The 25307-nt window shown below is 49.1% G+C and carries 21 protein-coding genes and 1 tRNA gene; 11 read left to right on the top strand and 11 right to left on the bottom strand.

What is annotated here, in order from left to right; all coding sequences use genetic code 11:
• Window positions 1-2: 2 nt before the first annotated feature.
• Complete coding sequence (locus GA003_11770) at window positions 3-665, bottom strand: transaldolase (protein ID QXD26716.1); 663 nt, start codon at window positions 663-665, stop codon at window positions 3-5.
• Window positions 666-792: 127 nt separating this feature from the next.
• Here GA003_11770 and GA003_11765 point away from each other — a divergent pair, with 127 nt between their 5' ends.
• Genes GA003_11765 through GA003_11750 form a run of 4 tightly spaced genes read left to right on the top strand, consistent with a single transcriptional unit; the run spans window position 793 to window position 6340 of the window.
• A complete protein-coding gene (locus GA003_11765) occupies window positions 793-2217 on the top strand; it encodes an NAD-dependent succinate-semialdehyde dehydrogenase (GenBank protein QXD26715.1) in 1425 nt (474 codons plus the stop codon).
• 21 nt (window positions 2218-2238) lie between these two features.
• The gene (locus tag GA003_11760) at window positions 2239-3411 is read left to right on the top strand and encodes a pyridoxal phosphate-dependent aminotransferase (GenBank protein QXD26714.1); all 1173 of its coding nucleotides are present in this window, start codon (window positions 2239-2241) and stop codon (window positions 3409-3411) included.
• A 51-nt stretch (window positions 3412-3462) separates the two neighbouring features.
• Window positions 3463-4674: a hypothetical protein gene (locus GA003_11755; protein QXD26713.1), complete on the top strand. Its 1212-nt coding sequence runs from the start codon at window positions 3463-3465 to the stop codon at window positions 4672-4674.
• A 19-nt stretch (window positions 4675-4693) separates the two neighbouring features.
• Window positions 4694-6340, top strand: coding sequence for an arylsulfatase (locus tag GA003_11750; protein QXD26712.1), 1647 nt, complete (start codon window positions 4694-4696; stop codon window positions 6338-6340).
• Window positions 6341-6366: 26 nt separating this feature from the next.
• On the opposite strand, the gene GA003_11745 is transcribed toward GA003_11750, so the two are convergent.
• The 3 genes from GA003_11745 to GA003_11735 form a co-directional block, all read right to left on the bottom strand.
• Window positions 6367-7872, bottom strand: a complete 1506-nt coding sequence (locus GA003_11745) for a sulfatase-like hydrolase/transferase (GenBank protein ID QXD26711.1) — start codon at window positions 7870-7872, stop codon at window positions 6367-6369.
• A gap of 45 nt (window positions 7873-7917) precedes the next feature.
• The gene (locus GA003_11740) at window positions 7918-8274 is read right to left on the bottom strand and encodes a hypothetical protein (protein ID QXD26710.1); all 357 of its coding nucleotides are present in this window, start codon (window positions 8272-8274) and stop codon (window positions 7918-7920) included.
• 306 nt (window positions 8275-8580) lie between these two features.
• Entirely contained in the window at window positions 8581-9387 is an 807-nt protein-coding gene (locus GA003_11735; GenBank protein QXD26709.1) for a class II aldolase/adducin family protein, read from the bottom strand.
• A gap of 136 nt (window positions 9388-9523) precedes the next feature.
• On the opposite strand from GA003_11735, the gene GA003_11730 reads away from it, so the two are divergent.
• The 3 genes from GA003_11730 (at window position 9524) to GA003_11720 (ending at window position 13699) form a co-directional block, all read left to right on the top strand.
• Window positions 9524-10660 carry a hypothetical protein gene (locus tag GA003_11730; GenBank protein ID QXD26708.1) on the top strand — a complete coding sequence of 379 codons (1137 nt, stop codon included), beginning with the start codon at window positions 9524-9526 and terminating at the stop codon, window positions 10658-10660.
• A 250-nt stretch (window positions 10661-10910) separates the two neighbouring features.
• Window positions 10911-11582, top strand: a complete 672-nt coding sequence (locus tag GA003_11725; protein QXD26707.1) for a hypothetical protein — start codon at window positions 10911-10913, stop codon at window positions 11580-11582.
• A gap of 104 nt (window positions 11583-11686) precedes the next feature.
• Complete coding sequence (locus GA003_11720) at window positions 11687-13699, top strand: sulfatase-like hydrolase/transferase (protein QXD26706.1); 2013 nt, start codon at window positions 11687-11689, stop codon at window positions 13697-13699.
• On the opposite strand, the gene GA003_11715 is transcribed toward GA003_11720, so the two are convergent.
• The 3 genes from GA003_11715 to GA003_11705 are packed head-to-tail and all read right to left on the bottom strand — an operon-like array spanning window position 13686 to window position 16223.
• A complete protein-coding gene (locus GA003_11715) occupies window positions 13686-15188 on the bottom strand; it encodes a sulfatase-like hydrolase/transferase (GenBank protein ID QXD26705.1) in 1503 nt (500 codons plus the stop codon). The two genes, GA003_11720 and GA003_11715, sit on opposite strands and share 14 nt — an antisense overlap.
• 31 nt (window positions 15189-15219) lie before the next feature.
• Window positions 15220-15744 (bottom strand): CBS domain-containing protein, encoded by a 525-nt coding sequence (locus GA003_11710; protein QXD26704.1) that lies wholly within the window; start codon window positions 15742-15744, stop codon window positions 15220-15222.
• An 11-nt stretch (window positions 15745-15755) separates the two neighbouring features.
• Window positions 15756-16223, bottom strand: coding sequence for a CBS domain-containing protein (locus GA003_11705; protein ID QXD26703.1), 468 nt, complete (start codon window positions 16221-16223; stop codon window positions 15756-15758).
• A 118-nt stretch (window positions 16224-16341) separates the two neighbouring features.
• Between GA003_11705 and GA003_11700 the strand changes: the two genes are divergently transcribed.
• Window positions 16342-17499 carry a mandelate racemase/muconate lactonizing enzyme family protein gene (locus GA003_11700; protein QXD26702.1) on the top strand — a complete coding sequence of 386 codons (1158 nt, stop codon included), beginning with the start codon at window positions 16342-16344 and terminating at the stop codon, window positions 17497-17499.
• Between the two features lie 52 nt (window positions 17500-17551).
• Here GA003_11700 and GA003_11695 read toward each other — a convergent pair whose 3' ends face one another.
• On the bottom strand, window positions 17552-19048 hold the full coding sequence (locus GA003_11695) for a PQQ-binding-like beta-propeller repeat protein (GenBank protein ID QXD26701.1): 1497 nt from the start codon (window positions 19046-19048) through the stop codon (window positions 17552-17554).
• Between the two features lie 154 nt (window positions 19049-19202).
• Here GA003_11695 and GA003_11690 point away from each other — a divergent pair, with 154 nt between their 5' ends.
• Window positions 19203-22115: a HEAT repeat domain-containing protein gene (locus tag GA003_11690; protein QXD26700.1), complete on the top strand. Its 2913-nt coding sequence runs from the start codon at window positions 19203-19205 to the stop codon at window positions 22113-22115.
• A 107-nt stretch (window positions 22116-22222) separates the two neighbouring features.
• Window positions 22223-22298 (top strand) — tRNA-Ala (locus GA003_11685).
• A 37-nt stretch (window positions 22299-22335) separates the two neighbouring features.
• Here the strand turns inward: GA003_11685 and GA003_11680 are convergent.
• The gene (locus GA003_11680; protein ID QXD26699.1) at window positions 22336-22962 is read right to left on the bottom strand and encodes a VTT domain-containing protein; all 627 of its coding nucleotides are present in this window, start codon (window positions 22960-22962) and stop codon (window positions 22336-22338) included.
• An 81-nt stretch (window positions 22963-23043) separates the two neighbouring features.
• On the opposite strand from GA003_11680, the gene GA003_11675 reads away from it, so the two are divergent.
• Window positions 23044-23493 carry a pyridoxamine 5'-phosphate oxidase family protein gene (locus tag GA003_11675; protein ID QXD26698.1) on the top strand — a complete coding sequence of 150 codons (450 nt, stop codon included), beginning with the start codon at window positions 23044-23046 and terminating at the stop codon, window positions 23491-23493.
• Window positions 23494-23717: 224 nt separating this feature from the next.
• Here the strand turns inward: GA003_11675 and GA003_11670 are convergent, their stop codons facing one another.
• Entirely contained in the window at window positions 23718-24533 is an 816-nt protein-coding gene (locus GA003_11670; protein ID QXD26697.1) for a hypothetical protein, read from the bottom strand.
• 32 nt (window positions 24534-24565) lie between these two features.
• Complete coding sequence (locus tag GA003_11665) at window positions 24566-25273, bottom strand: hypothetical protein (GenBank protein ID QXD26696.1); 708 nt, start codon at window positions 25271-25273, stop codon at window positions 24566-24568.
• Window positions 25274-25307 lie beyond the last annotated feature (34 nt).

The following is a 25307-nucleotide window of genomic DNA, read 5'->3' as shown; positions in this document are numbered from 1 at the left end:
ATTCAAGTTTCAGGTGTCTGATCCCAGGCGTTTTGAAAAACACCCTCGCCAAAAGTCGTATAGGGATTGCTGAAGCTTTCCTGGTAAACGCTTAATCCGGCGGTGACGCAATGGGCTCCGGCGATCGCCACATCTCCAATCTGCTTCGCATTGCGGACAGCGGCGGCAATGATTTCTGATTCGTAACCGAATTTATCAAGCATCGTCCTAACGTCCGCAATAAAGGTATCGGGTGAATCGCCGAACTGGTCCTTCCAGCCTATGAATGGACTGATGAACGCTGCTCCTGCTCGGGCAGCATGCCAGGCTTGTGCCACGGACATGATTAGAGTGGCATTGGTTCGAATTCCGTCATTGGCAAGTTCCCGAATGGCGGTGAACCCACCTTCGCACGCACCGACCTTGATGACGAAATTCGGAGAGAGTGCTGCAAGCTCACGCCCTTGCTCAACGATGTCCTTGCAATCGGTAAAGTGTGGGTTCACTTCCACGCTCACCGGCTTGTCTGTGCCTTTCACTATTTCGGCGATTTCAGCGATGACGGTTCGAAACGGTTTTCCGGAAACCATTACATGCCTCGGGTTGGTTGTGAGTCCGTCCATGTCCCACGCTTCAAGTGCGTGGGCGATTTCCTCTGTTATGGCGCTATCAAGAAATAATTTCATAATGGATGGGGAATGATTGATTCGCTCGTCTTGGAGGATTTGAGCAGCTCAATTATCTTAGAGTTAACTTGCACGAAGAATTAAAGTTGAATTGGCTTTAGCGGAGTTACGACAAAAAAGAAAAACTATGGATACTTACGGCTTGTTTTTAAACGGAGAATGGATCGAGAGTGATGAAAAGCTGACCGTCCGTGACAAAGGAAACGGAACTGTGATTGCCGAGGTATCCACGGTCGATCGTGCTGGAGTCCGCAAAGCAATAGAAGACGCGGAAGCCGTCCGATTGGAATGGGCTGCGACCACAGGAATGTCGCGCGGAGATCTCCTTCTGAAATTGGCGGAAGAGCTGAGTCGTCGAGCGGATGAGATCGCCCATGATATCACTCTGGAGAACGGCAAGCCGCTCCCGCAGAGTAAAGGCGAGGTTGGTATGGCGATCGACCATATCCGCTGGTTTGCTGAAGAAGCTAGAAGAAGCTATGGGAGGAACGTGCCTCACCAGGCTCCTGGGAGAAGACACATGATACTCAAACAACCAATAGGCGTAGTCGGTGCCATTGCGCCCTGGAATTTTCCTCTGGTGCTATCCCTTCGCAAGGTAGCTGCGGCGCTTGCGGTGGGTTGTCCTGTGATTTTGAAACCTGCCTCTGTTACGCCCATCTGCGCAGTTAAATTAGCAGAGTGCATCGAAGCGGCTGGATTTCCTAAAGGTGTTTTTCAGTTAGTAGCCGGGAAGGCGTCTGAGATTGCCGGTGAAATGTTGGAGAATCCACTTTGTCGAAAAATCTCTTTCACAGGCTCTACTGAGGTGGGTAAAAAGCTGATCCAAGGTGCTTCCACCACATGTACTAAGTTGTCATTAGAGCTGGGAGGCAATGCGCCTTTGATCGTGTTTGAGGATGCCGATCTGGACAAAGCGGTTGAAGGAGCCTTGATCACAAAGTTTCGCAACACCGGCCAATCTTGCATCGGATCCAATCGCATTTACGTCCAACGATCGATTTTTGATGCCTTCGTCGAAAAATTTGTTGCTGGCACAAAATCCTTAAAGGTCGGTTACGGTTTAGAGGAAGGCGTGGAAATCGGACCCTTGATCGATGAGGCAGGCAGGTCAGGAGCGTTGGAGTTTATCCAGGATGCGGTTGAGAAAGGAGCCCAGCTGCTTTGTGGTGGCGAGGTGGTCGATGGCCAAGGGGTGTTTATGACGCCCGCAGTCCTGTCTGATATTCCTGTCGAAGCGCGCTGTATGTCAGAGGAAATTTTTGCACCCGTTGCACCGGTATTGTCTTTCGATACGGAAGAGGAAGTGATCAAGAAGGCAAACGACACGGAATATGGTCTGGCCGCCTATGCTTTCACCAATGACTTGAATCGAAGCATGAGATTGGCCGAGCAGCTTGAAGCCGGAACCATCGGTATCAATGAATCGGTTCCCGCAACCAGCAATTGTCCTTTTGGAGGATTTAAGCAAAGTGGTTGGGGTCGCGAATTAGGATCAGAAGGTGTTGAAGCTTATCTGGAAACCAAACACGTTTCTTTTGGAGGTATTTAGTTACTAAATAGAATAATAATTATGAAACCACATTTTTCACAACGCTCTGAGTCGATTGCTCCTTCCGTCACGCTGGCGATAGATGCCAAAGCCAAGGAAATGAAAGCCGAAGGCATTGATGTCGTTGGCTTTGGAACTGGGCAGCCCGATTTCGATACGCCCGACTTTATTAAGGAAGCCGCCAAGCAGGCGCTTGATGACGGGTTTACTAAGTACACAGCAGCAGCCGGCATACCCGAATTGCGGCAGGCGATTGCCGACAAGTTCAAACGAGAAAATGATCTAGATTATAAGGCTAGTCAGATCGTGGTGAACTGTGGCGGTAAGCATTCTGTCTTTAACGTAATGATGGTGTTGTGTGAGGAAGGGGACGAAGTGATCGTGCCTGCTCCTTACTGGTTGAGCTATCCGGAGATTGTGAAGATTGCTGGAGCTACTCCGGTGGTCATTGAGGCGGGTGACGAGACGGACTTTAAAGTTACACCCGATCAATTGCGGGATGCTATCACAGATAAAACCCGATTGTTTATTCTCAATTCTCCAAGCAATCCTACCGGGGCCGTTTATACGCCTGATGAGATTAAAGCTCTTGGCGATATTTCCGTGGAGAAAAATGTCCTCATCATGAGCGATGAGATCTACGAGCACCTGCTTTATGACGGTGCAGTCCACAAGAGCGTGGCTTCCTTTTCACCGGAGCACCAGGAGAACACGATCATTGTTCACGGCTTGGCCAAGGCGTGGAGTATGACGGGTTGGCGATTGGGTTTTATTGCTGCGCCCGAGGCGATCGCTAAGAAAATCTCAGCTCTGCAAAGCCACAGCACGAGCAATCCCACCTCCTTTGCGCAAAAGGGCGGGGTAGTCGCGTTAAATGAACCCATGGATCATCTGCAAGGCTGGATGAAAGCATTTGCCGAACGACGGGCCTATGCACACGACAGGCTTACTGCTATGGCGGGAATAACCTGTTATAAGAGTCAGGGGGCATTCTATCTTTTCCCCAATATTTCCGGTACTGGACTCAAGTCTTCTGAATTCTGCGAGCGGCTGCTTGAGGAGGAAAATGTAGCTGCGGTTCCTGGACTGGCTTTCGGAGCAGACGATTACGTTCGGATCAGTTATGCGACGAGCATGGAACAGATTGTGAAAGGCCTCGATCGAATGGAACGATTCTTTAGCCAATTAGCATGATTTAAGGCGAACAGCCCAAAAATTTAGACATACCTTATAGCCCAAAGTCTCATGAGTATTCCAAGTGATAAGCTTAAGCCTAATCTCATCAAAGCCATTGAAGCCTTTACGCTTCCTCCGCGGTTTGCCGTGGTTCGAGTCATAACGGATGAAGGAGAAAGCTACGGCGATATAACCTTGGAGAGTCATGTGGAAACACAGATGGCCTGTGCCCGCGATATGGCGTCCTTTTTTATCGGGAAAGATGCCAATCGGATTTCTGTGGTGCAGGACTTTTTGAGTCACGATTTTTACAGTAATAGCCCTGTTCAACGCAGTATGGCAGCTGGAATCGAGACGGCTCTATGGGATATCCTCGGTAAGAACTTGGGAGTTCCGATTAACCAATTATTTGGAGGGCTGCTTCACCCGAACGGTCTGCCTTACTATCGCTGGGTGGGTGGAGATGTTCCGAATCCCGATACCGCCGTAGAGATGGCGTTGAACGTAATCAAAGAAAGCAATGTCTGCGCGTTGAAGCTAAATGCATGTCCCGTGATGGGGCCGATTGATGTGCATGGTGGTATTCAGCATGCCACTACGGTTGCCAAGGCGCTGCACGAATCACTGCCTTCAAATGTTTCAGTCGCCTACGATGGTCATGGTCGGTTGAAGCCGGCAACTGCTCGCAAATTTATCGATGCCATCCGTCCCTACAATCCGTTGTTCGTCGAAGAACCAGTAGAGCCTGCTTACGAACATGAGCTGCCGTTTATCCGTCAGGCAGCAGGAGGTATTTCCATCGCCACGGGGGAACGCATGTTTGGGGCTCCGGACTTCTTCCGCTTGGCGGCCAATCGGGGGGTAGATATTTTTCAGCCTGATATGGTCCATGTAGGTGGGCTGACGAATTTGAAACGAATTGCGGCCATCGCAGAATCAGCTGGATTAGCGGTTGCTCCACACTGTCCATTGTCGGCCATCGCTTTCATGGGGATTTACCAGACTATGGTTACAAGTCGAAGTGGCTTTCTGTTGGAATGTGCCGATGGAATTCACTACAACGATGCTGCGGCTCAGGAGCTTGGTGAGAACCCCTGGCTGTTTTATGTGAAGAACAAAGAGATTTTTAACCTGGATGATGATGGGTTGATGGCTCCTCCTTCTGGACCAGGACTGGGGATCGAGTTCGACACAGACGCGCTCCAGCGCGGAAGCAAGATTCCTATTAAATGGGAACGTAAATCTCATTACCTCAAGACCGGTCTACTCGCTCGGTCGTAGGCTGTTATATATCTATACCATGAAGAAACCTAACATAATCCTCATTCTAGCCGATGATATGGGCTATTCTGACATTGGCTGTTATGGCGGCGAAATGGATACCCCGAACCTCGATCGATTAGCGGCACAAGGGCTTCGCTACACACAGTTTTATAATACGGCTCGTTGTTGCCCGACTCGCGCCAGTTTGCTGACCGGAATGAACCCCCATCAGGTAGACATCGGCCACATGGCTCATTTTGACGATGATCTCGATGGCTATCGGGGTGACCTATCTAAACAGTGTGTGACTATTGCCGAGGTGTTGAAGCAAGGTGGATACAATACCTACCTTTCGGGCAAGTGGCATGTTTGTAAGCAATTGTTGGAGGAACACGGTGACGGATCCAACTGGCCCTGTGAACGTGGCTTTGATCGCTTTTACGGAATTACGGGTGGAGCTGCCAGTTACTACGATCCGCCAACATTGACTCAAGATCGCAAAAATATCGATCCACCTCAAGACAGCGACTACTACTTTACGGACGATGTCTCGGATCATGCATGCCAATTTATCCGTGAGCACAAGGAAAACGATTCGGATAAACCTTTCTTTTTATATACAGCTTACACGGCTCCGCATTGGCCTCTGCATGCAAAGAAGGAAGATATTGAAAAATACAAAGGCCGGTTCAGCGAAGGCTGGGACGTATTGCGTGAGCAGCGTTTAAAACGCATGGAGGACATAGGTATCGTGAAACCGGATACTGAATTGACCAAGAGAGATTCAACTCAACCGGATTGGGGAGATACTAAGGATAAAGCGTGGCAGGAGCGCCGGATGGAAGTGTATGCGGCTCAGGTTGATTCTATGGATCAAGGGATTGGAAGAATGCTGGATGCCTTGGAAGAACAGGGAGAACTCGAGAACACCCTGATTCTGTTTCTATCTGACAACGGTGCCTGTGCAGAGGAGATATTTGATACGTTCTTTCCTTACGAAAAACCTTCAGGTGAGGGGAGGGCTAAACCTCTTTCGTGTCGGGCGCATACACGCGATGGAAGAGTGATGCAGCATGGGAATGATCCTCAAGTAATGCCTGGAGATGAAACCAATTTTCAAAGCTATGGCGTGGCCTGGGCGAACCTTTCAAATACTCCATTCCGTGAGTATAAACATTTTGTGCACGAGGGAGGGATTGCGACTCCATTGGTCGCTCATTGGCCCAAAGGATTTGAAAGTCGTGGGGAGCTGCGGCACCAGACCGGCCAGTTGATGGACATCATGGCTACAATTGTAGATGTGAGTGGTGCTGAATGGCCGAAGGAAAGGGATGGATTGTCCATTCAGCCTCAGGAGGGAAGTAGTCTTCGTACGACCTTTGACTCTCAGATATCTGATCGCCCGCCCTTAGCCTGGGAGCACGAAGGAAACTGTGCTTACCGTGATGGTAAATGGAAACTGGTTAAGCGCTGGGATCGTGAGAGTTGGGAGCTCTATGACATGGAGGTCGACCGAACGGAATTAAATGATCTATCGGCGGATCAACCTGAGCTCCACAAAGAGTTACTGGATAAATACCACACTTGGGCAAAACGAGTGGGGGTGATTCCTTGGGACAAAATTGAGGCCGGGCGAAATGCTCAGGGTATCTATACCGATTGGATGCCGCATCCGCACGATTAGTTTGATTGGGAATTGCTCCTGATGAACTAAAACCCTTTCACCGTAGGTAGCGAATCTACAAATTGTGCATTGGTTCGTTTAAGTTCCGAAACCAACAGCTTCTGGTGTTTTTTGACCTGAGTACGATACTGTGGCATCAGCGCCAGATTGTGCAGTTCGTGCGGATCGTTGTCGATATGGTAGAGTTCCGGGATTTCTCCTTCGATGAACGTTTGGATGTACTTGAGGCGATCTTTTATCACAAATCCATACCAGGGAACCTGGCCAGGAAGTTCCTCTTTCTTTTGAATAGTATGAGTATCTGGACGATATGAACGCGCTGTGTATGTCAGGAATAGTGGGTGATCCCATTTTCGATTTGGTCGTCTAAATAGTGGGGTAAGATCACGGCCGTGCATGTTCCAGGGCAGATCAATGCCAGCAAATTTGTAGAAGGTAGGAATGAGGTCTATGCCTCCGACAGGTGAGGTGCAGACTTCACCCTCGGTGACCGTTCCTGGCATCGATACGATAAAGGGAACACGGATATTGGCGGCATAGGGAGCTAGTTTGTGGCGAAAGCCATGTTGTCCCCAGGCAAATCCTTGATCGGCTGTATAGACGACCAGGGTGTTCTCCAGTTGTCCGGTGGATTTTAGGGTGCGAATGAGACGGCCTACGTTCTCATCGATTCCAATGACTGCCTGGTGGTATTGCCTAGTTCCATCGTAGAGAGACTCGCCGTATCTTCCGTTTGAATACAAACGAGCGATTCCTTTATCGTCGGCTTTGTATCGGCTGGTTGTTCCGGAATATTCAGGTTTTCCGGGACGTGGTGGGTAGAGGTCGGCGGGTTCTGGGATGTCGACACCGTCGTATTCTTCCAAATGTCGATCAGCCGGAGTAAAGGGTCCATGAACCGCGGTATAGCAAAGCCATAGATACCAGGGTTTATCATCGTCTCGATGGTCACCTTTGATGAACTCAATGGCGCGATCGGTATAGTTGTCGGTCGCGTAAGCATCGACTGGACCAATTTTTTTACCGTTCTCAATGATGGTTTGGTCTACGTAATACTCGCGTGAATTTCCTGGAGTGGGGACGGGCCGGACCCAGGCATATTGGTAGTCCCAGGCGCGGCCATAGGCAGTGTCGTTCGCTGTGTGCCATTTGCCAACATGACCGGTCGTGTAGCCGTTTTCTTTTAAATGCTTGGGCCAAAACTGCATCTCGTCGGGGTCGTAGGCCGCACCGGGATAGGGTCCTTCCATGTGAAGGCTTGGTATATCGTGCTGCTGCAATCCGGTGAGCATCATGGCTCGGGCTGGCATGCACCACGAACTCATGTAAGCATGCTCAAAGCGAATGCCGGTTTCCGCCAGGCGGTCGATGTTGGGGGTATGCGACCACTCGTAGGATTCTGGATAACTACTAATCGTTCGCGAGCTCTGATCGTCTGCGAATATAAATAGAATGTTAGGCTGCTTGGCTGCCGGTAGTAGACAGGCAGTAAGAGCCGACAAGAGAATAGGAAGAAGAAGTCTTTTGTTCATATATTTCGGGGTATTGGATAAATATAGCAAAGGGGCTAAACTTGTCTACTCTTGTTTGAGGGCTGTCATGCGGAAGGTGTTGCCCTCGGCGTCAATCATGCCTTCGAAGTTGTTACCCTCAAAGCTTCCCTTTACGTCCACATAGTATCCGCTTGCTGTAAAGTTACCACTTACCAGTGCATCGCCTTCAAAAGCCACATCTTTGAGAATGTTATCGTTCATTGTTACGGAATAGCCATTTGCTGTTTTGCTGATGGTCATGATACCAAGTGGCTCTCCTTGTGGTAAGTAATGCAACTCATAATCCCAGACGCCAACAAACGGATCCGGAGTTGAGCTAGTAGTTGCGCAAGCAGAAATCAATGAAGCGATACAAAGGTAAAATAAGAGCTTTTGATACATGTTTGTAAGTATTGTAGGTTGGTTAACGAGGATCCGCCCGTAGGCGAGGGATGCATACCAACGCTCAAGGCGTATCCAACCAATGCAAAATGCATGCTAGATTCGACTTGTGACAAAATTTCGGTACACTTCTTTGTTGATAAAGGAAAAAATATTAGTGTGGAGGTAAACTATGGAAAATCTTATTCCCATTGGGATTTTTCTTGCTGGATTGGGGATTTTCTTTGTTGGCATCGCGTTGCTTTGGGTTGGTTCGATGTACGAAGACAAAAGCAAGCAAAAATCCAATAAGCTAAAGGAATGATCTTAGTCGAATAGATCAGGTTGGGTTGTTGAAACCTCGTCAAATATCGTCTGAAAATGAAGCCAGCCGATATACTCGCTGCCTATGTGCTCGTGCGAGTATTGTGCTTTTTCGTGAGGGACCATTTTGGGTCTTATACCGGATGCCTCGATCAGCAGTTGCTGTTGGCAGCATCGTTCGAGGGCCGAGAACCAGAAGGCAGCTGAATCGATGCTGTGACGACTGGCGGTCAGGAGTCCGTGATTTTGATGAATGGCGGCCTTATTATTTCCGAAGGCTGCAGAAACTTCGTAACCTGCTTTTGCTTCGACGGCGACCTTTCCACCTTCGTCGGTAATGACTACATGGTCTTCGTAAAAAGCAGCTGCGTCCTGGCTAATAGGATCGAGGTGGCGTCTGGTAGCAGCCCAAGCCGTACCGTAAATTGTGTGTGCATGGCACATGGCTATTATCTCGGGATGATCTTCATGAACCGCTCCGTGAAGGACGAAGCCAGCCTGATTTACCGCATAGTCGCCTTCGATTACTTTGCCTGAGTGGTCGACCAGAATGAGGTTCGAAACACAGACTTTCGAGAAGGGAACGGCCATGGGATTTGTCCAATAAAGCTCCGGGCGCTCCGGATCACGAATTGTTAAATGTCCGGCAAAGCCAAAATCAAATCTGCATTTATGGAAGAACCGACAGGCGGCTGCCAAGTGTTCCTTGAGGTGGCGGCGATGGTCATCAAAATTGTAGAACTCAGGCTCCACTGGAAAAATGCGACCTTCCTGGTCGGGTTGATAGAGTGACACTTTTTCCTTAATCATAAACACATCTTAGGAAATGAGGGTCTGTTACACGATCAAAAACCTCGGAGGCTTCAAGATGCAGATTAAGCTTAGATCTATTCAGTTGCCTCGTATTATCCCCACATATTGACTTGAGAGAAATCCGATATCCGAAATGAAATACCCCATAACTCCGTTGGTCTTTTTTCTAACTAGCTTCTCGATGCTTTGGTCGGTTGATCAAGTTGCTTTGGATACGATAACTTTACCCATCCGTGTGCTGCGCCTGCAGTCGGATGCTGATGAGCGGCTGAATTGCTCCATGTCGGATGAGGAGATTCGGGAGCAATTTACGATTGTGAACCAAACCTGGGATCAGGCAAAAATCGTTTGGGAGATTGAATCGATCGTGGATGTGACAGTGGCGAAACCAAAAGCCTTCACGCAAGCGATCAAAAACCCGCGCGGACGATTGGCAAACGCCCTTGCTTCCAATGTGCCTAAGAAGCATCTGCTCAAGGGGGGCTTCAATGCGGTGATCGCGGAGGACTATGAAAAAAGTATGGGGGGTGTATTCATCCCGCAACAACAGGGAATAGTTTTTTATGCCAAGAAAGGCCCCAAAGGGATTCAAACGCCGGCCGTGCTCGCACATGAACTCGGGCATGCCTTAGGACTGCCTCATACCGTTTTTGAAAAGAACAACAATCTGATGATGGGGTCTGGAGCTGGAAGAGTTCCAACGCCGACAAAGCCGATTACCGAGTCGCAGATCAAAATTGCTCGGGCGATCGCGAAAACCGAAAAACCTTTTTCACCCAAACAAATTCGCACGCCATCCAATGATTCTGAAAAATTGTGGAAGCTATTCGACGTAAACGGAGATGGAGTCATGACTATTTCGGAAGTGGCTAAGAAGCATCAGCTCTTTGTCGTCGATTTTTTGAGGAAAGCATCTCGAGCACCAGATGATGAGCTTACACGAAAAGATTACGACTTCATCCAAGGACGGCAGCAAGGTCAGGGGCAGCAACGAGTTTCTGGGCAAGGTCAAAGGAAGACCGCGCGACAAACCGGTGGGCGTGCCTGGGGACCTCAGATCGTGCCGCAGATATTTTCCAGATTCGATAAGAATGGCGATGATATCATTACTCGGAAAGAAGCCAGTAATCCTGGTTCACTGGTCAACGAATACTTTGATAAGTGGGATAAGGAAACCGATCAGGATGGTCAATTAACTAAAAATGAAATTACCGCGCGACTAACTGAGGAACCAGCAGTTCAAGGAGCGTTGAGGCGGCAAGGCAGATAGGTTCGATATTAAGTGTAGTGTACCGATGGCAGTCTTTTCCAATTGGGAGACCTTAACTGACGTTTCGTTTTCTCCGTAAAGTGTGAGTTGCTTGGGCAGTTTAGGTGCAATGAAGTAATGAACAAAATGTCCCCTTGCTTCGACTGGTTTCCTCCTGCTTAATGGCTGTCTACATAATCAGGCAATACTGGCTGGTTCACCTATTCAAGGGTACTGGTGGTATTTCAATGATCTACCTTACATCTATACTATGAAACCCTTCTTCTCCTTAATTGCGTCGATTTTCCTTTTTGTCGGATTGCAGCTGAATGCTGAAATTACCAAATCCCTTCCGGATGAGATTGATCCAGATCGTCACTACTTGTTCTACTTGCATGGTGCGATTGTAGAAGGTTCCGATGGCCGTCCTCACCATCCTGATCTAGGGACTTACGACTACTTGGAAATTGTTGATGTGCTCGAAAGCAAAGGCTTCTGGGTGATCAGCGAGATCCGCAGAAAGGGCACTACCGAAAGTGGTTATGCGGGGCTGGTTTCGTTTTATGTAGATCAATTAAAAAAGGCCGGAGTTCCTTCCTCGAATATTACTGTCGTGGGTGCGAGTAAGGGAGGAATCATGGCCTGCTACATCTCGAACAAGCAAAAGGACCCTTATATAAACTACGTTGTATTAGCAGGTTTCTTTTACCGCCTCAAAGATGATCCCAAAATGGTGGTTACGGGGCGTGTGCTTTCTGTTCATGATTCCTCGGACCAGAACAACATCAACCCCAAGCACTTCTTCAGAAAATCCAAAGAGTTGACCGAATCTAAAGTGAAGGTCCTTCGCACTGGGCGTGGTCACTCACTCATTTATCAACCTGAGTATCAATGGGTGAATGCGGTGGTCGACTGGAGTGGAATTCAAAAGAATAAGAAATAATTGACTGGTTGATGGTTGGTAGAGTTTTTCTATCTGGTTTGCTTTCTGCTACAAAGCCTGGGTTTTAGTAGACCCTTCATTCTTGGACTATTGATTGATCAAATATGTATAGATTTCTTCTGATTCTTTTAACACTTTGTACTAGCATAGCATTTGGGACAGAGAAACCCAACGTCGTCTTCATCATCGTTGATGATTTGAACGACATGCCGTTGCAACCGGACGGGAAACCTCTGGTTCCAACGCCGAATATCGATCGACTGAAGGCTCAGGGTGTTGCCTTTACCAACGCCCATACAAACGATCCGCTTTGTGCTCCCTCGCGAGCCAGCATGTTATTTGGACTCTATCCTCAAACAACGAGTCTATATTGGTTTGAGGAGTGGAGACAGAATGGTATCTACAAGGAATCGGTATCTTTGCACGACAACCTACGTGACGGCGGATACTCGGTTTATGGTACGGGAAAGATTTATCATGGTGGTCAGAATGGCTTGTTTGATGAATTTGGGCACTATGGTGATGTCGGTCCCTGGCCGTGGGATGGGCAATCCACCAACTTTCGTTTGGCGCATCCGCAACAGATGTATCTATACGAAGGTCCGGATTCAGATATGGATTACCAGTGGGAACATGTGTTTGGCCCGCTTTCCCAAACACCCGTATGGGAAGCCGATCCGCCCAAAAACATTCCTGGTTACATCGGGTGGCGATTGTTTGGTAAACCCTACAAATACAACGGGCCGGATGATCGCGATCTCATGGCAGACGAACTAGGTGCGCAATGGTCGGCTGAAGTTATAAGTCGTGAGCATGATAAACCATTCGCTTTGTTTACTGGGTTGATTCGTACGCACACGCCTCTTTACGCGCCGGACGACTATTTTGATCGTTTTCCATTAGACTCGATCGAACTACCAAAGGTGGATCCAAATGATTTGGATGATGTTTCCTCTGCCTTGGGGAATGAAGAACTATATGGGTTTCGCAGGTACAAGATGCTGTTCCGTCATGAAGATAAAGATCTGTTTCGAAAATGGCTGCAGGCTTACATGGCCTGTGTGTCCTTCGTGGATGATCAGGTCGGAACGATTCTGGACGCGATTGAAGCGAGTCCGCATCGTGATAACACAATCGTATTCTTCACCAGTGATCATGGGTTTCATGTGGGTGAAAAAAACTTTTTATACAAAGGAAGTCTGTGGGAGCCGGGAACGCGTATTCCTTTGGTGGTCGCGGGTGTTCCGGGAATGGCGCAAGGGGTGGAGTGTGATCGTCCTGTATCCTTGATTGATATCTATCCCACTTTCAATGAGTTGCTCAGTCTCAACGCTCATCCCAATGCATACGGCAACGGATACGAATTAGAGGGACACAGTTTGATGCCCTTTCTCAAGAATCCGGAAAACGGTTCTTGGAGTGGGCCCGATGTGGCGATCACAACGATTCCGGGTAAAAACCACATGCTCCATCAGGTTTACGAAGGCTCGCTATATCCGCACTTTTCAGTGCGCAGTAAGGATTGGCGTTATTCATTGGCCTCCACGGGTGAGGAGGAACTTTACCACCACGTTAACGATCCCTTTGAATGGAAGAATTTGGCTCACGATCCAGCGCATGCTGTGATCAAGGCCTCGCTCAAATCTCAATTAGTCGAGCTTCGAGATGGTGAACGGTGGAACTCGCTTGAGCAGCTCAATACGTGGACCATGCCGTCAGGGATCGGTGAATACAGTCAGCGTCGTGGAGAAATTCGTTTGTCAGGGGCTGCTAGTTTTGAACTGGCAACGATGGATGATTACGAACACTTCGAGTTTGAAGCCGGTGTACGAACGTCTTCAGACAACGCCTTTCGCATCGCTTACCGAGGTGGTTCTGGAGATGGCATATCAACACCGGTTGCAGGATCGGACGAAGCCTCCTGGTCCAAATTTCAAAATGGTGAGTGGAACCGCTATCGCATTCGCGTCCACAACGGACGGCATCAACTGTGGATCAATAATCGCTACGTAAGTGATTATGTTGAAGAAAGCTCGGCTAGTGAAGGTCCCATTCGAATACTCTTTAATGGTGGGGCAGACGTTCAAATTCGATCTGCAAGAGTCAGGGCTTTGTAGAGTAGGATGCTTGAGTCTCATCGCGGAATTTCTTGAATGCCGCATTTGCTTCCGCACCTGTTAGGCCGGATTCAACCCAGTCACCCTCTTGGGGTGTTTGAGTTGCCTCTGTTTCCTTCAACCAAGCGTATAGTTGCTGAAGCATACGAGCAGCTTGTTTAGGTTGTCTGCTTAGTAGATTCGTCGTTTCACCAAGATCTTTCTCCAAGTTGTAGAGTTCTGCTACTTGATTGAGGTAGGTGCCTTCGGGCGCTCCGGGATGTTGAAGAACTAGTTTCCAGGATCCATGGCGCATAGCCTCGGAACGGGCACCACCGTTGGATAGGTAGGACCAGAAGAGTGGTCGGTCCGGTAGCGGCCCATGTTCAAATAGAACAGGTGAAATATCGATTCCGTCCATGGGGCGATCACTGTCTGTATCGATGCCGGCGATGGACAGTATCGTCGGCATGACATCAATGGTGATAGCCTGTGCGTCTGTGCGTGTGCCGGCTTCAATTCGTCCGGGCCACCAGGCGATAGCCGGAACTCTGTGGCCTCCTTCGTAAACCGACCCTTTGTGAGCACGAAGAAGCGGACTGCCGCTCGCTGTGTTGGGCGCATCCCCATTGTCAGAAAAGAACAGAATCAATGTGTTCTTCTCCAAACCCAGCTCCACCACCTTTTCGCGAACCTGCGTTACACCTATATCCATTTCCAGCATCATCTGTTTCATGGCTTCTTCCATGGGTGTTTCCCGTTCTTCCAGTCCGGGGCCACGCTGAATGGGGTCATTGGGTCCCTGAATCGGTGCATGGGGAGACTCATGGGCGATATAGAGGCAGAAAGGCTGGTCTTTGTTATCTTCGATGAATTCCAAGGCGTACTTATTGATCAAATGAGTCGTGTATCCTTCTTCTACGGTCTCGGTGCGACCATGCCACCAGTCATGCTCGTAGTGGTCTCCCCAATGATTGATGTAATCAATATTTCCACTGTGGTAACCGCGAAAGTAATCGAAGCCGTGGTTGTCTGGGTGATATTCAGGATTCTTTTCCGGATATCCCATATGCCACTTACCCACGATACCTGTTTTGTAGCCGGCTGCTCCGAACAGCTCCGCAAAGGTTTTTTCTGTTTTTTTCAATCCCTTCCGATGTTCTGGATGACCCGAGTAGGGGTGAATGACGGCCTCAATACCAGCCCGTCGTTGGTAACGCCCTGTCAGTAGGCCTGTGCGGGTAGGGGAGCAGACGGGACTCGAACTGTGGAAGTCGGTAAACAACAGACCTTCCCGTGCTAGTTGGTCCATGCCTGGTGTTTCGTAATGCGGATTGCTGTAGGGGTCGATGCTCGGTCCTGCGTATCCCATGTCATCGGTCATGATGACGATAATGTTCGGTTGGCTCGTATCGGCGGCATCAATACCGCTAGCTGCAAATAAGTAGAATGCAGCAAAATACAGTATGAAATGCTGGATATAGTGTAAATTGGATGGGTAAATCTTCATCTCTAGAAAATGGAATTTTTGTAGGAGAGGGTTAAGAGGCGTGAATGAGATCAGGGAATTTCGAGCTTAGGAATTGCAGCATGTCTCTGATGGAGATGACACCCTCAAGTTTTCCTTTGTAGGTAACTGGCAAATGACGAAAGTGCCCGACGGACATTTCGTTGATGGCAAATGCAATGGGAGTGTTCGCATCGAGCGTTTCAGGATCGGATGTCATGAAGCGCGAGATAGGTTGTGGAGCTACTTCTTTGAAGCGTCTTGCCACTTTATTGAGTGCATCTCGCTCACTGAAAATACCTACTATCCGGTCGGAGCTGCCTACCAATACGCAACCGATGTGGTTTTCCTGAAGGATCGAAATTACATTTTCAACACTGATAGTTGGGGAGACGATGACTGGAATCTTCGGTCCCAGATGGGCCAGTGAAGTGACCAGGATACTTTGCTCCATATCTGACTGTGGACCGTGGTTTTCCAGGCTGGTCAGATCTTGGCTGCAGCCTTCGCAGGTGTCAGCACCAACGATGTTTTCGAAACCACAGTAGGGACAAAGCATTGGAGTGTGAATCAGCCGCCTCCGCGGGCGGTTGGCACTTGGTTGTGAGTAGGAGGAAGATTATACAGGGTATCTGATGTGTGATCGGAAAGGAAATGTACGGCACGCCTAACGGATAAGGTACCCACAGGACGGTCGGCCGAATCGAGCACAGGAAGGTGGCGCATGCCTTTTTGCATGAATCGAGAAAGCACCACTTTGATGGGCTCATCGGTCCGTGCGACCTCAGGCTTCGGTGTCATCAATTCCGAAACTGCCAGGTCCATTGTTCCACGTTGTCCTAGTACCCGGGTAATCAGATCCCGTTCGGTAAAAATACCCACCAGGCTTTCTCCGCTCAGTATTAGAATACAGCCTACGCGACGCCTTTTCATGCGCTCGACTGCCCTTCGAACTGGCTGATCTTGTTGGATGGTGACGGGCGCAGGAAACCCAACGTGGGATACGGTTTCGTTTTCGAGCGCTTTACGGAGGTTCATGAGAATTTTTATGTTTGAGATCATTGACATCGAAGTCAACGGTCTAGGTGTTTGGCCTGTAAATTCAGGGAAACATTCCCATTGAAAGCATTCTCTCTTTATAGAAGTATGTAGCTTCGTGAAAATTGATTGTATAGAAACTTTCTACCTGGAGAGTCCCATTGATGAACCGTTTGGATGGTCACAAGGGTGGGCTGAGAAACGAACTGCGCTTATCTGCAAAATTTCGACAGATGAGGGAATTGTAGGATGGGGGGAAGGTGGAGGATTGCCTTCTCAATCAGTTATTCACGATATCTTCGCTCCCTTGCTTTTAGGTAAGGATCCAGGATCCATTAATGCACACTGGCATCGTTTATTTCATAGCCTGCATAATGACAATCTAGCCGGTGGCTTCGGGGGTGGTGCGCTTAGCGCTGTCGACATAGCACTTTGGGATATTGCTGGGAAAGTTTCCGGTAAGAGTGTTTCTGAGCTTTTAGGAGGGCCGGTTCGTGAAAAAGTGCCGGTGTATGCAACAGGGCTTTACTATCAGGATGATCCTGACTACGAAAAATTGAAAGCCGAGGCGCAATCGTATGTAGATGCTGGGTACGCTGGGATGAAAACCAAAGTGGGGGGTCTCAGTGTGAAGGAAGACCTAGAGCGAGTGGCTGCCATTCGGGAAGCGATCGGTCCCGAACAATACTTGATGGTCGATGCCAACAAAGCCTACAATGTTTCAACTGCCATTGATGCCGGAAATCAATTAGCTGATTTGGATATCCATTGGTTTGAAGAACCAGTAATGGCCAACGATGTGGATGGCTATCTTGAGGTAAAAGCCGGTCAGCCTATCACCGTAGCTGGCGGTGAAGTTTGGTACAATCGTTTTGATGCCCGAGATTTCCTGTCACAAAGAGCTCTGGATATCGCCCAGCCCGATGTTCGGTTTGTGGGTGGTATATCTGAATTTCGCAATGTGGCTACTACAGCCAATGCCATGGGGATTCAGGTGAATCCGCATGTGTGGGGATCGGCGATCATGATTTCAGCCAGTATTAGCCTGACCTCAACGTTTCCACCTTGTCCTTATGCACGAACACCGAGGCCCTACGAACAGGAGCCTGTTATGGAGTTCGATCAAACGCCAAATCCGATTCGCAACGATTTGGCGTCCGTGACTTTCGAACAAAAGGATGGATTTGTGGAGCTGCCTGCAGGACCCGGTCTCGGATTGGAGATCGATGAATCTGTGCTTAACCAGTTTTGCTCAAGAAAGAATCTGAGTAAATAAGAGACCAAGCGTCATTAGGTGAGCTCAATACAAGTTGAACTTCCTACCCATGTTAATCCGCTCCTGTTCTATGCTCCTTAAAAGCCCAGAGTGAATGGAGAGATCGAATGTAGAGCGTATTGTCTGATACTGCTGGAGTGGAAATGATTTCTTCCTCTAGAGAGTTCGTGGCAAGGATTTCAAATGCTTCACTGTCCTTTATTATAAATACGGTGCCGTAGTTGGAGCAGATCACTAGTTTGCCATCAGCAAGGATGGGAGATGAAAAATACTCACATTTTTCACCCGTTCGCAGGCCTGAGTAAAAAGAAGTTCCTGTTTCTGTGTTTAAGCAGCTGATCAATCCCATCGACTTAACGAGGTAGACTCGGTTTTCGCTAACTAATGGGCTGGCAACGTATGGCAGGTGCTTGCTTGATTCCCAGCTGATGTAATCTGTTCCATTGAGGATGCCTGATCCGCCGGGATTGACCGCCACCATGATATTGCGGCCTCGACCGGCGGGGCGGGTGAGTATCTCAAATTCATCCTGCTCCCAGATCTCGTTGTCATCTTGGTCCAACCATTTGAATACATCTTTGGCTCGGCTCTTGGGCAATTCATCGCGGACAAGGGCTCCATCGCCATTCTTATCAAATCGATTGAAGAACAACTCAGGGTCATTCATCTCTTCGTCGGTGATTTCCAATTCATCGTCGAAATGCGCCTCCAGCTTTTCCCGACTATTGGCATTGGCCGCCGACCAGGATGCGAAGAATAAGCGGTCGGGTGTTCCAACCGGTGAGGTGCATGGGAATCCATTGGTGTCTTCGACTTTCCAAATGAGCTTTCCAGTTGTTGGCTCCAGCGAGACCAAAGAACGTGTACCTGCTACTACCAACTCGGTGCGCAGCTTGTTTTTCCAAATGAATGGGGAGGCATGGCTGGAATTATATCCTATTCTTGGATGCTTCCAAATTTCTTCGCCATTCTCGGTATCCAGAGCTAGAATACACGGATCATTGGTGCTGTCGCGGTTTAGAATAAGAAGTCCTTTGTGTAGAATGGGGGATGTTCCTGTGCCCATGCCGGTTCGTGGTTTGGGTAGGATCTTTTCCCAGGCCAAGGACCCGTCGAAGTTCAAAGCCACCAGGCCATAATTTCCAAAATAAAAATACACATGCTTCCCATCCGTGCAAGGTGTCGACTCCGCAGGGCCGGAGAGACGGTGTGTGAAGCTTTCCTTCTCCTGGGCCTGAACAGTCTTTTTCCAGAGGACTGAACCGGTTCTTCGATCAATGGCCATCATGATACGGCTTTCCCCTTCAAATGCGGTCAGGAAGATTTGGTCACCCCAGATGATGGGAGATGCATTCCCCTTTGGGACCTTCACCTTCCAGAGAAGGTTTTTGTCTGCGTTAAACTCAAGGGGGATTGATTGATCGCCTGCGTTGCCCAAACCTTCCGGACCCAGGAATTGAGGCCAGTTCGAAGCGCTTGCAAGCAGACCTTGGCTCCCAATGGCCAGACACAGTAGGAGGAACGAAAGTGTCTTAGAGGTGAGTTGCATGTTGATTCACATCAAACTGTGAGTCGCATCAATGCAAGATCATCGCGGTCGTAGAAATCGAGTAGGGTATCCCTAAAAACGGCATTGCCTCATAGAGTCTCCTCACATTGCTTTGTTTTCTATCCACAATTCCCTGGCCCTAATTTGCTGCCCAATGAATTATTCTCGACTGGCTATCCTGTTATTCTCCGTTTTGTCCCTTCCCTCGATCTTGAGTGCGAACGATCCAACCCCGGTTGATCGCTTTTATATTGCGGATGGACTCGAAGCCACCGTTTGGGCCCAAGCACCCATGGTTTATAATCCTTCTAACATGGACGCGGATGCGAAAGGACGGATTTGGGTGACTGAAGCCGTTAACTACCGTTCCTTTCGGAATGAGACAGAGGTGAATCTCTGGCATGAAGGCGGCGATCGCTTGATGGTCCTGGAAGATACCAATGGAGATGGGCTGGCCGACTCATCGCATGTGTTTGTTCAGGACAAAGACCTCGTGGCGCCCATGGGGATTTCTGTTTTGGACAATCGGATCTTTGTGACCTGCTCACCCAATGTGATTGTATATACGGATGTGGATCGCGACGCGAAATTTGATAGCGCGGTTGATAAGAAAGAGATTCTTCTTACCGGGTTTGGCGGGTTTGACCATGATCACTCCTTGCACACCGTGAAGGCAGGAGCCGATGGTGACCTCTATTTTACTACAGGTAATGCCGGACCTCACATGGTAACTGACAAGTCGGGTTGGACGCTTCGATCGGGAAGTAGTTATAGAGGTGGTTCACCATCGAACCAGACGAATGTTCCCGGGCTCGTTTCAGATGATGGACAAGTTTATGTGGGGGGACTGGCCATTCGTATGTCGGACGATGGTTCGGGTATGCGGGTGATCGGACAAAACTTTCGGAATCCTTATGAGCTCTGCCTCGATTCGTTTGGCAACGTATTTCAAAATGACAACGACGATACCATCTCCTGCAGAACTACCTGGGTCATGGAATACGGAAGCCTTGGGTTCTCCTCCGCGGATGGAAAACGAACCTGGAGAGCTGGCCAACGTCCTGGACAACCCACACCGGTAGCTCATTGGCGACAAGAAGACCCTGGGATTATTCCTGCGGGAGATATTTATGGCCCAGGATCGCCAACGGGAATCGAGTATTACGAAAACGGAGCTCTCGGGCCTGAGTATGTAAACATGCTTCTTTCCTGCGAGGCGGGGCGGAATAGCATTTGGAGTTACTTCCCAAAATCAAAAGGCGCTGGCTTCGAGTTACGTCGATCCACCTTGTTTTCTACCTCCAATCCGAATGCTACACCGTTGCCCTTGGACCAGGAAGATACGCGTAAATGGTTCAGGCCCTCCGATGTGCTCGTCGGTTCCGACGGTGCGGTATACGTGGCTGACTTTTATGATCCCTTTATTGGAGGTCACCGGATGTTGGAGCCCGACGGTCACGGCACTATTTATCGAATCACTCGCACGGGAGATAATCCTCAGCCTCCTCAGTTAAATTTCGATTTGGCGATGGGACAGCTTTCCGCGCTCAAGAATCCTGCACACTCCGTCCGCTACACCGGTTTCAAACGATTGACCGACGAACCCACCCGAAGGGGAGTTGAAGCATTGCTTGAGCTGAGTAAGGACGAGAATCCGCGTTTTGTGGCTCGGGCCCTATATGCCTTGGCTGAGATCGGTTCGCCTTCCAAGGCCGCTAGTTCAATTGGGAAAATGGCCTGGGATCAGGTTGAGCAATTGCTTGGTCACGAGGACCAGGATGTGCGGATTGCTGCATACCGCGCGATTCGGAAACAAAATCCGAATAGTTTACTCGTTCAAGCTGCGCAGTTGGCCAGTGATTCTTCGGCCGCGGTGCGACGAGAAGTGGCGTTATCCTTACGTAATTTTCCATTGAGTGAATCCTTAGCCATCCTTTTGCAATTGGCTGAAGGCTTCGACGGTTACGACCGTTGGTATCTTGAAGCATTGGGTTATGCGTCTGCAGGAGAGGAATCAGCCATTTGGAAGCATCTAAAAGCGAAGGCAATCAAGGATCCTCTTAATTGGTCGGACGCATTTGCAGCGCTTACCTGGAGGCTTCACCCGGAATCGGCTGTGGAAGCTTTGGCTCAGCGAACCCTGTCTGAAAAGTTAGACTATGCTAAGAGGAAGCAAGCCATCGATGCCTTGGCATTTATAGGAGCCAAAAGTGCAGGACTGGCGATGCTACTCGTAGCGACAGAAGGTCCTAAGGATCTCCGGAGTTATGCCGCCTGGTGGGTGAAAGCCCGTGATAGTAATGAATGGAAAGAGTTCGCCCTGGCTAAACAACTACCAGTCGATCCTGCTGCTCTAGCCGCCGACGCTGAAGCCAAACGTATGAATGCCGGTAGGAATAAGCTCAAGGGTGCGACTGAGCTGACGGAAGAACTTGCTCAGTTGGCAAAGGAGATGGCGCTCTCACCCGATGGGGGTCCAATCATTCTTCACTTGGCGGGTAGAAACGAACTCCCGAAATTCTTTTATCCGATCATGGTAGAACATATTCATGGCAATTCGGATATATCCGTCCGTACCTTGGCCTCGCGCTTCTTTCCAAAGGCAGATGGACCTGGGCAAGCTTTGCCACCGATTGGTGATATCGCCAACCTCGACGGAGATTCGGCCAAGGGCAAAGAACTCTTTTTCGGACGAGGTGTATGCTTCACCTGTCACCTATATGGCGAGGTGGGTAGGGACATTGGCCCCAACCTGACTACGGTCGGTCAACGTTTCGATCGTGCGGCGCTTCTCGATTCGATTATCAATCCTTCTGCCGCGATCGCATTCGGCTATGAATCAGTTCTTTTGCAAACGAAGGAAGGTCAAACGCTTTCTGGTTTCATTGTCGGCGATGGAGATACTGTCATCGTTAAAGATATTGCCGGTCAGATTCATTCAGTCGCCCGAAGCAGCATCAGCTCTCAGCAAACTATGGATCAATCAATCATGCCGGCTGGGCCATCACTGGGCTTAGCCTCACAGGATCTGGCCGATGTGGTAGCTTTCCTGACAGAGGTGCAGTAATTCGTAGCATTAGCCAGTAAGTATTGATGGAAAGACATGAGGGATTTCGCTATAAAATGCAGTTGACCTGAAACAAATACTAACTTTCTTTCCTTCACTTAGTTTAGGGGGCCATAGCTCAGTTGGAAGAGCGCCTGGATGGCATTCAGGAGGTCGTCGGTTCGATCCCGTCTGGCTCCACCATTTCTAAGCCTCCGTCAATCGCGGAGACTTTTTTGATTTAATCTGATCGGATCATCCTCTGTGCAAAAAACCATAGCGCAGGTGGGATGCCTACACTCAGTAATATAGCCATTGTCGGGTTGTTTTCGCCGGTTGAGCCTATGTAGGCGAAGACGAATCCGAGGGAGATGGAGCCGCAGGCGAGGGCGAGGGTAAATTTGAGTGGTGGCATCCTTGTCAGGCCGGCCATGCAGGCGACGATCTCTGGAATGAGTGGGAGCCACCGGGAAATGGCCACGATCCAACCTCCAGCTTCGGAGAACAGCGTGACTCCTCTTTGATAATCTTTTTGTCCCAGTAATTTAACTGCGGCTCCGGGGCCAAGGAGACGACAGAGTCCGTAGGCGAACCAGCCAGCCATTATAGATCCGCCGCTGGCGATCAGGCCTCCTGTGATGGGGCCATAGACGTAGCCGAGGGCAGACATGACCGCAGTTCCCGGAACGGGGAGTATAAAATCAAGGAAGAGAAGTCCAATAGCCGCTGCCCAAGCCCAGCTTTCAAAGCCTTGTAACCAGGTGATGGCGGCCTCCGATGAAAATGCGAGTTCCATGGCATCTCCCCATAGGAGAAAGGGAATGGTGAACAGCACTCCCAGGCCGATGAATATCCAAAGCAATCGCATGAGAGATTAGCTTCAAGAAAATTTTGAGAAATTTAAATCAGATTTTGATTTGGGGAGGACTTGGCGTAATCTTTCTTTTCTATGTCCAAACCGACCCATGATCCCATTGAGCCAGAAGCTCTCATTGACCTGGCTCAGGCAACCATTCGCTCAGCCCGTTTTCCGCAACTTGCATCACTGGATGCAGACCAGCCACGGCTTCGGCCGGTGTCGCCCGTCAGGGTTGATGGATTTACCGTCTATGTGGCGAATCTGAAACAGTATCACAAGACGGGTGAGATCGCAGCCAATCCCAAGGTAGAGTTGTGTTACCTGGATGGAGATCATAACCAAGTGCGAATCACGGGAATGGCTGAGATTCTAGATGATTCTGAATTACTCACTGAAATCTGGGAGTCGAATCCGCTACTTAGGAATTACCTGGGTTCGATCGATAACCCGAATCTAATCATTTATAAGATCGTTCCGAATCATGTGCGCTACATGAAGGAGTGGGCGTTGGAATATTATGATGTGCCAATCGAAATTTGAGGGAGTAGTGTTCAGGTGTCGGGTGTCAGGCTATAAAATTGACGTCAGTTCGTGTTGTTACTATTATCTGGATCATTGAAACGGCGAGGCGGCGTTACACGACGCAAGTAGGAGTAAGAGATCAAATTTCTGACACCTGACATCTTAATTACTAGAACCTAGGCTCACCCTAGTGACTCTCGTAAAGGGCCCGTTTCTGTCTGCTAAGATAATCTGCCTCTGAACTAGCTTCCGTTCGTTTCCAAGTGGAGGCACTGAAATGAAACCTGATTCTTCAGGCGTTCGCCCAGCTCTGGCTTCCATTGCATGATCATAGCAATATCTTCTCTCAGGTCCTTGAAAAACTGACTTCTGGCTTCTTGCTCCCAGCGAGCGTTTTGTCTAAGCTCGACTAACTCGCAGCGCAGGTTCAAACAGTCGGCCTTAAATTGTGAGGCCATCGCGTTTTCCTTCACTTTCTTGCACAGTCGACGTTGTTGGATATGATCCAAGGCGCCTTCCATGTTTTCTACCACTTTTTCCATACACTCGTTGGTGTTGAAATCGAGGTCTGAAAGTCTGAAGCCAACCAATGTCTTCCAGGCATCGTAAAGGGGTTTCCTCAATTCGTATTTTGGGACGCGCATGGCGAGAGACAGGTTTTTGCTGCTCCAGGATTCGAGATCACGGCCAACTAGTAGGAAGCGCTGCAGCGAGTTGAGCATTACCAGTCGCTGAGTCAACAGGTTCTGGAAGGGTGCTACATTGATCGGAATCTGTTTAAGGAAGATAAACAGCTGCCTTTCGAAGTCGGAGACGCGACGGATGTAAGCACTACGAAGCCAAATATTGTGCAGTACTTCGCGGCAATAGCCCTGAATTCGGTCTTCTTCGTGATAGCCGGAAATGACCAGGAACTCAGTAATGAAGTTCAGATACTGATCAGTAACGACTTCAAACGCTTGGGTATTCCCCCTAGCGGCTTTGCGAAGTTGTTTACGAAGTTTGCCGCGCGAAGCGACCTGAGTGTGATTGAATGTGCGGATAGATAGCCAGCCCATGATGGGATTGGTTTTGTAGAAAGAGTGGAGAGTTACTCGCCGTCTTTTATTCGACGATCAAGTTCTTCTCGGCAGTCTTTCATGACTCTTAGCCAGATTTCGCGGATATCGAACAGGCGACTGATCGATTCCGTCTCAAAGGCGTAGAGCTTTGGATTTTTTGCGGAATGAATGGATTCCAGAATTTTAAAACTCTGGTTCAATGATTTGAGTGCTCTTTTCAGCTCACTCACGGTAAGGGCATAATCTGCCAAGTCCAGTGATTGTAGTGCAAGTAGTGACTCTAGCTTCCCTTCGCTGATCGACTTTACGAGGTCGAAGCAGAGTTTGGGAGACAAGTTGTCGTTTGTTGTTTCATTAAGCAAAGATTCACAGAGATGAAGTACGGAGTCGAACAGGCCGTGCACCGCAACATACACCGGATGGCGGTGGAGGGTGTATGGATCTAGGTCCGTATCATCTTCTTCTCCAAAGCCCTCGGTCTTCCAGGTGCTTTCTTCGAGAAGTTCATCGAAATTCAAATCGTTCATGGACCAATCGGAGGAGTCCCAGCCCATGAGTCGTGCAGTTTCGTCGATCCGATTTGATTGAGGGGACAGACTATTGTAGGTGCGGATAAAGCGTTTCGCTTCTTTGTCTTGTCTCTGGAGGAATAATTCCCAATCGAATTCGTTCCAGGCTAGCTCGCCTTTTTCCTCCCAGTCGCCCTCTGAAAATTGATCGTGATCGAAGTTTTTCATTCGTTATACCTAGCGGCAAACAGATGCACCTTAA

This window comes from Opitutia bacterium ISCC 52, from assembly GCA_014529675.2.
In the GTDB taxonomy this organism is placed as follows: domain Bacteria; phylum Verrucomicrobiota; class Verrucomicrobiia; order Opitutales; family UBA2995; genus UBA2995.
This window is presented reverse-complemented; position numbering and strand designations above follow the sequence as displayed.